The 12146-nt window shown below is 64.4% G+C and carries 10 protein-coding genes and 1 pseudogene; 6 read left to right on the top strand and 5 right to left on the bottom strand.

What is annotated here, in order from left to right:
* Window positions 1-175 precede the first annotated feature (175 nt).
* Both IEY49_RS16485 and IEY49_RS16490 read left to right on the top strand, forming a co-directional pair.
* Window positions 176-391 carry a hypothetical protein gene (locus tag IEY49_RS16485; protein WP_189010752.1) on the top strand — a complete coding sequence of 72 codons (216 nt, stop codon included), beginning with the start codon at window positions 176-178 and terminating at the stop codon, window positions 389-391.
* A gap of 114 nt (window positions 392-505) precedes the next feature.
* Window positions 506-757, top strand: a complete 252-nt coding sequence (locus tag IEY49_RS16490) for a hypothetical protein (RefSeq protein ID WP_189010754.1) — start codon at window positions 506-508, stop codon at window positions 755-757.
* On the opposite strand, the gene IEY49_RS16495 is transcribed toward IEY49_RS16490, so the two are convergent.
* Entirely contained in the window at window positions 717-1526 is an 810-nt protein-coding gene (locus tag IEY49_RS16495; protein WP_189010756.1) for a hypothetical protein, read from the bottom strand. The genes IEY49_RS16490 and IEY49_RS16495 overlap by 41 nt on opposite strands.
* 546 nt (window positions 1527-2072) lie before the next feature.
* Here IEY49_RS16495 and IEY49_RS16500 point away from each other — a divergent pair.
* From IEY49_RS16500 to IEY49_RS21540, 3 genes and pseudogenes are all read left to right on the top strand, one after another.
* Entirely contained in the window at window positions 2073-3188 is a 1116-nt protein-coding gene (locus IEY49_RS16500; RefSeq protein WP_189010758.1) for a serine hydrolase domain-containing protein, read from the top strand.
* A gap of 311 nt (window positions 3189-3499) precedes the next feature.
* Window positions 3500-3631 (top strand): annotated as a pseudogene (locus IEY49_RS21935) (hypothetical protein); the annotation flags it as partial.
* Between the two features lie 28 nt (window positions 3632-3659).
* Complete coding sequence (locus tag IEY49_RS21540) at window positions 3660-3857, top strand: penicillin-binding transpeptidase domain-containing protein (RefSeq protein ID WP_229780869.1); 198 nt, start codon at window positions 3660-3662, stop codon at window positions 3855-3857.
* Window positions 3858-4049: 192 nt separating this feature from the next.
* On the opposite strand, the gene IEY49_RS16510 is transcribed toward IEY49_RS21540, so the two are convergent.
* Both IEY49_RS16510 and IEY49_RS16515 read right to left on the bottom strand, forming a co-directional pair.
* A complete protein-coding gene (locus IEY49_RS16510) occupies window positions 4050-4244 on the bottom strand; it encodes a hypothetical protein (protein WP_189010760.1) in 195 nt (64 codons plus the stop codon).
* Between the two features lie 191 nt (window positions 4245-4435).
* Window positions 4436-6163, bottom strand: a complete 1728-nt coding sequence (locus tag IEY49_RS16515; protein WP_189010762.1) for a hypothetical protein — start codon at window positions 6161-6163, stop codon at window positions 4436-4438.
* A 166-nt stretch (window positions 6164-6329) separates the two neighbouring features.
* Here IEY49_RS16515 and IEY49_RS16520 point away from each other — a divergent pair, with 166 nt between their 5' ends.
* Complete coding sequence (locus IEY49_RS16520) at window positions 6330-6896, top strand: SRPBCC family protein (protein WP_189010765.1); 567 nt, start codon at window positions 6330-6332, stop codon at window positions 6894-6896.
* A gap of 528 nt (window positions 6897-7424) precedes the next feature.
* On the opposite strand, the gene IEY49_RS16525 is transcribed toward IEY49_RS16520, so the two are convergent.
* On the bottom strand, window positions 7425-8990 hold the full coding sequence (locus tag IEY49_RS16525; protein ID WP_229780870.1) for a GGDEF domain-containing protein: 1566 nt from the start codon (window positions 8988-8990) through the stop codon (window positions 7425-7427).
* 88 nt (window positions 8991-9078) lie between these two features.
* On the bottom strand, window positions 9079-11919 hold the full coding sequence (locus IEY49_RS16530) for an HD domain-containing phosphohydrolase (protein WP_189010773.1): 2841 nt from the start codon (window positions 11917-11919) through the stop codon (window positions 9079-9081).
* Window positions 11920-12146: the final 227 nt, after the last annotated feature.

Genomic DNA, 12146 nt, shown 5'->3' on the forward strand with positions numbered 1-12146 from the left:
TGATCAATGGGGGCCGGTTGCTCAGTCAGACGTTCCCCTTCAAGAGCAGGTCGAGAGGCGCGGGGGAGTAACGGGTGCGACAGCAGATACATTCTGCCATCAACCAACAGCCCGCACCCTCAGGAAGCACCACGCCGCACCCACACACCCCCACTCTCCCCTCCTGAGGACACCCATGTACGCGACCGCGCCCGTCCGCCTCTCCCGCCGATACAGCTACGACCACACCCGCCCCCGCTGGCCCCACTCCCAGCAGTACGTCATCGACGCCATCAAACAGCACGCCGACGAGCACGGCATCACCCGCGTCAATACCGTCGAATTCGGCCCTTGGATCACCCGGGGCCCCGCTGCCTCCCCCCACCGCGCCTACGCCGTCGGCAGCGCATGACTCTCCGAGTACGCCAACAGAGCACACCTCGACCTCCTCGCGCCCGCCCGATCCCACCGCGCCGACTACTTCTTCCAGTTCCGCCCTACCCCGTCACCTGTCCTGCTCACCGCCATGGAACTCAACCTCGAGTCCCTCGCCGACCTCGCGCCCGCCGGCAGCGCCCTGCACTTCTTTCTCTGGCTAGCTGCCCGCAGCGGGCAACGCGACGACGCCCTGGCTATCCACACCGACGGCGACTACAGCCCCGACGAGCACGCCCACCTCACGCACCTGGAGAAGCTCGGGTGGGTGACCAGTCACCGTCAGGATCAGGACACGCACGTCACCCACCACACCATCCGTACGTCCACAGGCCACTCCTGAAAGACACAGCTTCCAGAACGCATGCGCCTGGTTCAGAACCGGCTGCACCCACGCCGCTTCCATCCCTTTCCATCAGGTGCGCGGGCACTTCTTCTGGTTCTACAGGCTCCAGTTCTGGTTCGATGAGTGAAACTTCTTCCGGGTGGTCCTGGAGGTACAGCAAGCGGTTCACACTGGCGTCGTACTGACGCTTGAACTGATCGTAATTGCGGTATAACGTCTGCCACAGCCGGTCGGGACTCACGAACTCTTCGCGCAAGGCCTGATCCTCTGCCCGCCGCGACAGTTGCCGCGTAAATGCGAACTCCCGCGCCAGTTCCTCGATGTTATGGTCTTTGCGCGCTTCAAACGGGGTGAACTGAGGCCACGCGCCATTCCGGGCGCGGTGACGTACCACTGACAGGACATCCTGATGCAATGGGGTGAGCCGATCGCCCGGAGCAAAGTAATGCGACACCCAGCCCCTGACGTTCAGTTGGGCGGCGTCACTCAACTCAATATCCTCGAAGTCAGCCAGGTTCACCCGGTCCAGCTCCTGGAACATCCGCTGGTATGCCCTTTCATCACGGCTGTATACGGGAATGAGCTGCCGGACCGTCTCGACGTTATCGGTGGCCACCTCGTTCTCCAGGATGGCTTCGGCATCCTCGTCCGCTCCTGCCGTCCATGCAGGCAGACTTGGCGCGCTCGCAGGCTTCGCGACCGCGTCGTAGCTCACGACGTACCAGCCCACGGGAAGCAGGGTCAGGATTGCGCGAGGAGGTGACATGAGCTGGGCATGCGCAGCGGCGACACACGGCCCCGCCAATCCAGCTAAGGTGGAGCTGTCCAGCTGATCGTTCGCGTCTCGTCCTTCGGGAGGTTTGACCGTATGGCAGAAAAAAAGACCAGCAACCGTGCAGCAACCGCCGCGTCAAAGACCCTTCAGGATGGCCGGACCAGCAAAGCCTCCAAAAGCGCGGCGGGCAGTGCTCTCTCGCAAGTGAACGCCGGGCGGAAAACCGGGACTAGGGCCGCTCAGGACGCCTCTGATGTGCTGCAAAGCTCAGATACCGGGAAAACGTCCAGGCGGTCGGCGGCAAGTACTCTGTCGCAAAAGAAAAAGTAACCAGAATTGGGGGTTGAATCCAAAGCTGCTCCCTATCGGTGCCTGGCCTCCGAACCTGCTGAGGTCGACACCGCGCGATGTTCATGCAAAGGAGTGCAGCTCGCCCACTCGGCGGAGGTTCAGCCACCCTTCCGCCGGCCGGACCAGTGCCTCTGACGAGCTCGGGTCGGTTCGCACCTTCCGAAAACAGTCACAGAGGAGGATGAGATGACCCCTACCAATCGCGAGCGCCGCGTGGCGCCGCTCCTCGCGGCCCTGCTGCTGCTCAGCGTGGCACACCCGGAAGCGAACGCCATGACAAAACACCCGGCCGGCGCAGCAGCGAACACGACCTCGGACGACATGACGGACCGCTTCGGCGCCACCCTGGACGCGCTCGCCGCGCAGGGACACTTCTCCGGAGTGGTCCTGCTCGCCCGGCACGGCGTGCCCGTCCTCGAACGCGCCTACGGCACGGCCGACGCCCGAGGCACACCGATCACCGCGCACAGCCGCTTCCCGCTTGCATCCCTCAGCAAAATGTTCACAGCCGTCGTCATCGGGCAACTCGTGGAAGAAGGGCTCGTGACCCTCGACGACCCGGTGCGCCAACACCTCCCGAACGTGAATTTCGACCTCGACGGTGTGACGGTCCGTCACCTCCTGACGCACACGTCTGGCCTGGTGAGCCAGGACTTCGCGCTTCTCAAACCCCTCGTCACCGTACGCGAGTTTCTCGGCGTCCCAGTTCCGCCACGTCAACACGCGCCCGGCGCGGCGCATCTGTATGGCAACACGAACTTCGTGTTGCTCGGCGCCATCATCGAGCGCGTCACGGGCCGCGACTACTACGAAGAGGTGGAGCGCCGCGTCCTGCGCCCCGCAGGGATGACCGAGAGCGGCGCCTTCGAGTTGAACACGGGCCGCGCGCCGCGCCTCGTGGATGGCTTCTTACCGGACGGGCGCACTAACGGAGCCGTCCGCGTGGATCGCGCCAGCCCCGCCGGGGACTGGGTGGCGACGGCGGGCGATCTTCTGAAGTTCTCCAACGCGCTCGTCGGGGGAACGCTCCTCAAGGCCACGACGCGCTGGAGCTTCACTTCGCCGCAGGTGGATGTCGGTGAATTCGGGGCGCTGAAGCGCGCCTACGGCTTGGGATTCGTTACGAACCGCATCGGCAACCACGCGCACTTCGGACATCCTGGCGGCGCGCCTGGCGAAAGCACGGTCCTGTTCGTGTACCCCGCGTCGGGCTACACGCTCATCGCGCTCAGCAACCGGAGGGCCGACGCTGTGACCCTCTACTACCGGTTCAATGCCCTGCTGAGCGGCACCGCGCTCTGAAACGGTCTCAACAGCTGGGAAGGTTCGGCCCATGGCGATCACGCCTGGCTCGCTTCTGACCGGCGCTGAGTACTATCTGGATGGCAGCTCTTGACGGCACGTTCGACGAGGTCTGCGAGGCGGTGAGGGTCAAACTCACGGACCTGACCAAGGCAGGCTCTTTCAACCTGTGTGTGCGTGCCATCGCAGGCATCTTGCGCGGAACCGCCGGATGCGCCAAGTTGGTGGTGAAAGAAAAATTCCGATATTCCTGATTCCTGCAGCCAGTAGACAACCTGCCGGTCCTGAACGTTACCAAGGCTGGCAGTGGCGTGCCGGTCAAGTTCAAGCTGGGTGGGAATAAAGGAATGGCGGTCTTTGCCGCAGGGTCTCCGAAGTTTGTGACGGTTCCGTTTAGCGTGACTGATCCCGTGGCCGCGATCGAGACCACCATCAGTGCGGGGAGCAGCGGCTTAACCTATGACGCACTGAGTGAGCAGTACACCTACGCATGGAAGACAGGTGTCGCGGTTTACCCGGCCGCGCCTGACGATCCAGAACGTGCTGCGTTACTCCTCGAACGTCGGCATCAGCCACATCGTTGAGCCCTATACCGATGAGAAGTTCCGCGCTCGCCTCTCGCAGTTCGGCATCGGCACTGCCCCCGAGCTTCCGCTTAGGTGTAGCTAACATACGCCCTGACACCGCTTGATGCGACTAAGCTAAGCCGCGTCCTTGGGCGCGAATCCTTTCAGGCCATCCAGCGCGGCCAGTTTGAGTGTGCGGTTGTACGTCACGCGGACGCCGCATTACTGGAAGGTTGCCTGAAGCCGACGTTGCATGGCGTCCGCTTCATTCACGTCTTGCGCCGCCCATGACCTCTCAGGAGCGGATGTTGCCCTGACGACTGAGCTCCAGGAGCCGGTCCGTGCGTTTCGGGCCGTTCAGTTCCTCGAGCAGAGCTGTGGGGTACGCCTGGAAGGCGTTCCCCCACCATTGCTCTGTTGGCGTACTCCAGATCCGCCAGCCCACACCCGACACACTTTTCGCGATGTACCGCTCCGTTGTTTTCTTCATTGAAGGTGACAAGTCTAGTCCACTTGTCGTATATCAGACGAAGGCGCGACTTCATGCAGCGTAAGGAAAGCGGGGTGTTTATACACCCGCCCATTCGACCTTAAGAGCCGTCGCGTACCATTCATGTTGGCGCGTCAGCGCAAGGGTCTGGGCGGGCAGGGACCTGCGGTCATCATGAGCCCCATCCTGTTTCACTTCCACTCCCTCAAGGAGCGTACCGAAGCGGGGGAATGATGGCGGAATGGCAAATGATGCCCCCCGGCAGACCAGCGCACGTTCCTTGGAATCTCCGACGACCCGCACTCAACTGTCCACCACGCGGACTGGGAAACGTGGCGCTCAGGCGGAAGCCGACGCAGTAAGAGGAGCTTGGCACGATGGGAGGAAGAGGAGCCTACTGGATGTGCTGCTGGAGAAGTGCTCGCCGGCAGATGAAAAGCGCACAGTTCGGTCAGGCCAGCCAATCCATCAAGACGCCAGTGACGCCGTGCAAGCGGGCCTCCGGTAGCTGCCCTGGATGGGGCGTGACCACCAGAGCTCAGGAGGGCGGGGAGCAGGGCCAGGGTGACATCCAGCAGTGGAGCAAAGTTGAATACTTTCGCCTGATTCCGCGTCCCGAACACGCCAAGCAGCTTCTGCAGGTCGTCCGCCGGCCCGAATGTTCCCACGTACTTGAGGGCGTAATTGGACGCGTAATCACCCGCGGCAGCCTGAGTCGATGCCGGAGCCAGCGTTCCTTCCAGCCTCGGGCCGAACGTCGCATCGAAGGTCTGGAGTGCGGGTACGCCAGCGCCTAGCCAGGGCAGCACCGTGATATCTAGACCAGTGGTGGCGTGCACGCCCAGTCCGCCTTCAAGACGTACCGCTTCGGCAGGCCCGAGGAGCTTCACGACTGGGTTGACGCCACCGACCGGGGTCACCTCACGTGTTGGCTGCACGGTACTGGTGACGCGGTCGTACGCGAAGCCCAACTGAACCTTTCCGCCCAGCTTGCCTTCCAGAGCGAACTGCACCTTACCGAGCTTCAACTTGCCGTCCAACTGGAAGCCGGCGCCAAGGGGCACGGTGGGCGCAATGACGGTGGCGAGCGGACCGGTGAGCGGGACGGGCACCCGGGCGAACACGGCGCGGCACTTCAGTTCACCCTGAACGCCCAGGTCCACATCCAGACCACCAGTGATGGTGCCGACTGCTTCACCGCTCACGAGGGCGGTCAGTGCCTGTAGTTCGTGGTTCACGATGTTCGTGGTGAAATCCACGTCGAGTTTCGATTCGAACTTGATGCTGATGAGATCGCCGGACAACAGCACGTCGAGGGTGCTGCTGCACGCGAACGGCCCGACATCAAACTCCTGTTTCGCGAAAGGTCCGGGGAGGACGGGGTCGGCGTCCCCCGGCAGGGGCTCGGACTGTGTCGTCATGGGGCTGCCATCCTTCGTGCTTTTGGGGAGGCGGTACGTCAGCGTGACACTGCCGTCAGCGTGGCGCTGGACCTGCTCGGGCGCCTGCGGTCCGCTGAGTGGCACGAGGCTCGCCGCGTCGACACGCACGCGCTCGCTGACGTCCAGGTCCCGGTACAGTGCAGTCAGCGGCACGGTTTCCAGCGTCACGACGGTTCCGGCCCGGCTGGGATGAGTGCTGATCACTCGGCCGGAGATGGGCCGCTCGCCAGTAGCCAGCAGCACCTGGCCAGGCTGCGGCTGCCCAACATCCTGGAGCGTCACGGTGTAGCGCGCGCCGAGTGCGGATCCTTCCGCACCACCAGCGACCAGCACGGGAGCCGTGGTGATCTGCGCGTCGCTGACGACCAGGGCGTTCTCAGCTGTGCGCGCCACGCTCATGAGGAGCGGCCTGGAGGTAACGCCTCCGATGGTGGCCGTGAGGCTGCTGGATCCGGTGGCGACGTTGGCGGTGGCCACGCCGTCCTCATTTACGCTGATCACGTCCGGTGCCGAGGAGGTGAACGTTACTCGACCAAAGCAAGTCCGGCTGGTCGCGCAGTCAGGCCATCCAGTCCGCAAGCTCGAGCGTGAAGCAGCAGCAGAAAGCAGAGAAACAGCGAAGGAGTAAGGGTCGAATTCAGCAGTGAGCCTGTCCCCGCTAGCCAGCGCCACAAGCATGGTTCGTATCAAACTTCATCAGGACATCCAGCGTCCCCCTCAAGCCGTGTTTGATTATGCCTGCCAGCCACAGCACGCCCCGAACTGGATGCGCAGGGTCCTAGAGGTGAACGGGATCCGTCGGGCGACCTTTACACACAATGGACAGTTCCTCCTCATTACAAACATTCTGGGTAGACGGGTGGACTTGCGGTACCGACTTTCGATTACCGAGCATCCATTGTCACTGCGGCTGTTCTCACTGTGTAAGCCGGTGCCGCATGCCTGGCACTACATGTTTGAAGCGTACGGTGACGGCACGCGCGTGACTGCAGTCATTGAGGGCTGGCCGGAATCATTTTCCCGACTGACGACGCCACTCATGGTGTATGGTCTGCATCGCGAGATGCGAGCCATGCTGCTCGCCCTTAAAGACCTGCTGGAAATCGGTGTGGTCACTTCACGCGGGAAGGGGGTTACGTTTCTACTTCCTGGAGCGGCCATGGACGGTTCTGTTGTGGAAGGCGCCGCTCTCCCCTATCACACCAGATGAACCCGGCTCGCAGCTCGCTTCCCTCAAGGATGCGGAGCGCCACGTCCGTGAACTGATCAAGCGTGCTGGTGGTGCGGACTCGGTCAGCAGTTTTGACCAGAGTGCCGGGTCGCGCCGGACGGATCTGGCCCGTGGCGCGATAGGGGCCCTGCTCCGTGAAGATCCGTATACGACGGCGCTGGCGTTCCTAGCGTCCTGGCTGGATCCGCTGAATCCCGAGCACCTGGTCAACGCCTCCGGTGTCCTGAATACACTACGGCGGCCCAACGAGGCCCTGACACTACTGGACGGCGCGGCGAAACTGAAGTTTGAAACGGCACCGATAGGCATTCTGCTTGACGCGATCGCCCTGAACAACCGCGGCCATGCGCTGGTGCTGCTGGGCCGATGCCGAAGGCAAGCTTCGCGCCGCATGAAAAACTGCCCCGCAGCTGTCCGAGGCAAGTGCCAACCTGACCGTGGCCCTGCTGTGCCAAGGCAAGACGGACGCGGCCATTCAGGCACAACGGGCGGCGCGACTCGGAGAGGTTACCGCTGGACGGGCTCCGATACTGCCCGGACCTGGTTGCGACCGGCTGCTTTCGCCTGGTACAGCGCGGTGTCGGCGGCGAGCAGCGTGGCCTTCAGGTCCCGCTGGCGGTCGAGCAGGGCAACACCGAAACTGCCGGAGGTGTGCAGGCCTGGAGCGAAGCCGTTCCAGTCAAGGCCCGTCAGGGAGCGCCTCAGGCGTTCGCAGGACTCCTGGGCTTCCGCGAGCGTCACTCCGGTCAGGATCACCACGAACTCCTCACCACCGAATCGGGCGACGCTGTCGCCGGCCCGCACTTCGGCCCTCAGTGTCTGCGCCACTCGGCTGAGGACCAGGTCACCTGTCGCGTGGCCCCAGGTGTCGTTCACTTGTTTGAAATGGTCCAGGTCCAGCAGGGCGACGGCAATGCTGGCAGCATGCGGCGCCTGAGTGTGCAGGTCGGTCAGCAGTTGCATGGCGTAAGCGCGGTTGGGAATCCCAGTCAGGGCGTCTTGCAGGGCAGCCTCCGCGAAAGCTGCCGCCCGGACGTCTGCTTCCCGGGCCTGCTGCGTGATTTGCCCGAGCAGCGCCCGCTGCTGTTGGTTCTGACGGTAGAGCGATTCCACTTGCCGGGTCACTGCACGCTGCATCTCGAACGCTTCGTGATACCGCCGCGTATGCGCGTAAGCATCCGCCAGCGCTTCACGGCAGCGGATCACCCACAGGTCCTGATGATCCCGGGCGAAATGAGCGGTGGCGGCCTGAGCGTCGTCAATCGCTTCCGCCCACTGGCCCATGCGTGCCATAAGCCGGCTGCGGCTGAACAGCGCACGTCCGGACATGGTGCCGCTTCCCACCCCGGACGACAGGTGCACAAACTCGTCGGCCAGTTGCCGTGAGGCCGTCAGGTCGCCCTCGCACAAGGCGTGGCGCATCAAGGCGTCGAGAACGTCCAGGGTACGCAGTGCATTCGTCAGGTTGCCCCGGTGGGCATTCAGCCTTCGCAGCTCCCCGGCAGACTCCGCGAGGCGCGGTTTCAGGACGTCGTGGTCTGTGGACGCTTCCGGCATCAGCACTTCAGTGGCACTCACCACGTAATTGATGTGGAACGCCTGCCTGAGCTCAACGGATTCCGGCAGGTCCAGCGCATCCACGTGAGGGGAATGCCACAGGTCGTGCAGTCGGGTGGCGGCCTCCAGGTACTGCCCGCGCTCCATCAGGTAATGAGCGGCATTGATCACCACCAGGGCCACGCCGCGGTGATCTCCGGCCTGCTCGGCCAGTTTCTCAGCGGCGCGGAACTGCTCCGCGGCTCCCAGATCATCGTAACCTTCGGCCTGAACGATTGCCAGGGTCACGTGAGCTTTCACCTGAAGGGGCAGGTCGTGGCTGGCGCGGGCCAGCTCCAGGCAGGACAGGGCGTGGGACAGTGCAGCGCCCGTGTCGCCGATATCCAGCGCCACATAGGTCGCCTCCCGGTGTAACAGAGCCTGGGTGGCTACGTCGCCTGCCCGGCTGATCTGCCCTTGAAGTTGCGCAAGTTCGTCCTTCAGGGCCGCCATGGATGGTGGAAGGGCCGGCGTCACAACCGGCCCTTCACGAGCCGTCGGGAGCGGCGCGTGGCGCCCGACGACGCGCCTGAAGCGACGGCCGCGCTACAGAGCATCTCAGGTGTCACGGGGTTTCCTTCTGCGGGTAATGCGCGCCGGCCCTGTGTTCCGGCGGCAGGCCCGACGCTCGAGCCAACGCGCAGAACACCTTCACGATCCGCGGATCGAACATCTCACCCGACTTCCGCTGGATTTCCGACAGGGCCTCGCTGGCGGACCAGGCCGGCTTGTAAGGCCTTTGGTTCGTCAGGGCGTCGTAGGTGTCCACCACCGCGAAAATCCGGGCCACCAGCGGGATGTCCGCTCCAGCGAGGCCGTCCGGATACCCGGCGCCGTCCCACCGCTCGTGGTGGTGCCGGATGACCTGCCGCGCTTCGTCCGGGAGGGTTGGGATCCGGCGCGACAGCGTGTCGGCAATGCCCGCGTGACTTTTCATGATGGCCCATTCGGCAGGATCCAGCGGACCTGGCTTCAGCAGAATGTGATCAGGAACAGCCAGTTTTCCGATGTCGTGCAGATATGCGCCCTGGCGGAGGCCTTCGAGAGCGGCGTGATCCAGGCCCACAGCCTGCCCTAGGCGCAGGGCAAGGGCCACGACCCGCTCGGTGTGACCCGCGGTCTCAAAGTCACGCAGCTCCAGCGACAATCCCAGGGCCAGCATGGCGCCTTCGCGGGTGGCGGCAATATCCGCGATGTGCGCTTCGCGGTCCAGCGCACGCCCGATCAGTTCGGCCACACGCATCGTGAGTGGTACGCCCGCCGGCGGCAGTTCAGCCAGTGCATGCGTCCACAGCATAGCCACGGTTCCCACGTTGACTCCCCGTTCCCACACGGGAACAATCACCAGGCCGCGCAGCCCCGCAGCTGCCAACCACGCGGCTGCCCCGGTGAAGTCACCGGCGGTGCCCGTCAGGAACGCCGCCTCTCCAACAAGCTTGATCAGACTGTCCGCGCCTTCGGCCTGGGTGAAACGTGTCAGAAGTTCGGCGGATCCGGCGGGCCAGGTGCCGTCCCAGATCACCGCCTGTCTGTCAGGAAGGTTGAACACCGCAGCATCGGCGCCCAGGAAGGAGCGGCAGCTGGCCAGGGACTCGCGTGCGATTTGCATGGGATCCTCAGAGTGGCTGAGCTGCGACGAGAGATCGGCGAGCATCCGAAATTCCTGGGTGTGCCGCTGCTCCTGCTGGACCGCCCAGAGGTGCTCGAAGGCCAGCGCCCCGGCGGACGCGAGGGCGCGCAGCAGCCGGCCGTCGAGTTCCGTGAAGGTACGCGGCTCTTCCCGCAGGGCAAGCAGCGCGCCGATCGGTCCGCCGTCGGCACGCAGCAGCGGCGCCACAAGCATCGCTCCGGCCCGGGCGTGCGTCAGCTGATGGATCCGGGCGTCACCCAGCACGTCCTGGACGATCTGCACTTCAGCGCCGTCAATCGCGTGCCAGGTCAGTCCCGTGCCGCGGGGAATCGCGATGTGCTCCAGTTCAGCGTACGCCCCTGAGCCTGCCACCAGTGACAGGGCGTCACGAGCGGCGTCGTACCGGGCCACGGCCACGTGCTCCGTAGCGAGCAGCGCGCGGGATTCACCAACCAGGCGCCGTTCGAGTTCATCCTGACGGTGAATGTGACGCAGCGCGAAGTTCGCGTCGGCCAGGACTTCCAGTTCTCGAGTCCGGGCGTGTTCACGGGCGCGGCGGTGATGAACGGCGAGGATGGCGCCCGCCTGCGCGGCGAACTCTTCCGCCAGCCGCATTTCGTGGGCTTCGAAGGCCTGATCGGACGACAGGCTCTCCAGGTTGATCAGAGCGGTGACGCGGCCGTCAGCCACGACGGGAGCGCTGAGGCTCGCGCGGACATCCGAAAGGGAACCGTGCTCCCGGTACGTGTCAACCAGCGCTGCGGATCCGGAATGCTGATGAATGGCCACGGACCACTTCTCTATGTCCCGGCCGCGGATCACGCGGGCTTTCCCCGCCGCCCAGTCCTGGTCGTCGCCATGCCAGGCCCGCAAGGTCGCGTCCGGGTTCCTCAGGCCGAGCAACGCGTCCGAATACCCCACCTGAGCCTGGAGGACCTGCGCGTCACCCTCACGCACGAACAGCGTTCCCGCTTCAGCGCTGGGAACAGCGGCAATCACGGCACGCAAAAACGGCGTCCAGATGTCCTCGCCGGGAACGTCGCTGCTCATCAGGGACGAGGTGGCCCGCAACGCCTGCCACATCATCTCAGCGGTGATGCCCGCCTCGGCCTGGACAGGCCCCCGCGATAAGCTCAGCCCGCGCTTGGCGCGGTGCGCCATCTTGTCACGCAGCATGCGGTGGTCAGCAAGCCGCAGCAGGTCGTTGGGGGCGCCGGCGTCCACCGGAAACGCCGCGTGACCGACCGACGCACGCGCCTGCTGGAACCCTGACGCGCGCAGATGACCATTGATGTTCTGAACGGTGACGCGCAGCTCACTCCACACGAACTGGTCACCAGTCAGCAGCACGAGAAATTCATCGCCGCCAAGGCGGTACACGCTGGCCGGCACCGGAAATTCCTGGTGCAGGGTCCGCGCGAACAGACGCAGGAGCCGGTCGCCCTGCTCATGCCCCTGGGTGTCATTCACGGCCTTCAGGTCGTCCAGATCAAGCAGCAGCAGATGAACGGCCTCGCCGGTCCGAGCGGAGTGCGCCAGGGTCAGGTTAAAGTCCTCGTCAAACGCCTGACGGTCACGCAGGCCGGTCAGGAGGTCGGTGCAGGCCGCGCCCCTCACGCGGTGAGGCGGAAGTCCGCTCTCCTCCGGAGGAATGAGAGGCGCGTCACCGTGCTTGAAGCAGGCTCGGAGATACTGCGCCGTTCGGTCCGGCACCGGGCTGCCTGCCGCGGCCGCCAGATGGATGAGTCGCTCCACTTCATCGTTCAGCTGCGTCACGCGGAGATCTGCTGCCTCCTGGCCATTGTTCAACCCCGGTTCGGTCACGAACGCACCTTCTGTCGAGCCGGGGTTGCAGAACAGGCCGACTGGGTCACAGGGCTGGCTCCCGGCTCGTGTCGCGCTTCAGGACACACATTCCCCTCAGAGTAGGCGAAGGTCATATCATGCGTCTTACTTGGAGTGCACCCTCATTACCGGGCCACGAGGCAAGACACTTCGCCCTG

It is taken from the genome of Deinococcus malanensis (genome assembly GCF_014647655.1).
Lineage (GTDB): Bacteria > Deinococcota > Deinococci > Deinococcales > Deinococcaceae > Deinococcus > Deinococcus malanensis.

Bases quoted from the DNA above. Each gene is read 5' to 3' on its own strand.
- IEY49_RS16485 (WP_189010752.1), top strand. From the start codon at position 176: ATGTACGCGACCGCGCCCGTCCGCCTCTCCCGCCGATACAGCTACGAC.
- IEY49_RS16490 (WP_189010754.1), top strand. From the start codon at position 506: ATGGAACTCAACCTCGAGTCCCTCGCCGACCTCGCGCCCGCCGGCAGC.
- IEY49_RS16500 (WP_189010758.1), top strand. From the start codon at position 2,073: ATGACCCCTACCAATCGCGAGCGCCGCGTGGCGCCGCTCCTCGCGGCC.
- IEY49_RS16495 (WP_189010756.1), bottom strand. From the start codon at position 1,526: ATGTCACCTCCTCGCGCAATCCTGACCCTGCTTCCCGTGGGCTGGTAC.
- IEY49_RS16510 (WP_189010760.1), bottom strand. From the start codon at position 4,244: ATGAAGAAAACAACGGAGCGGTACATCGCGAAAAGTGTGTCGGGTGTG.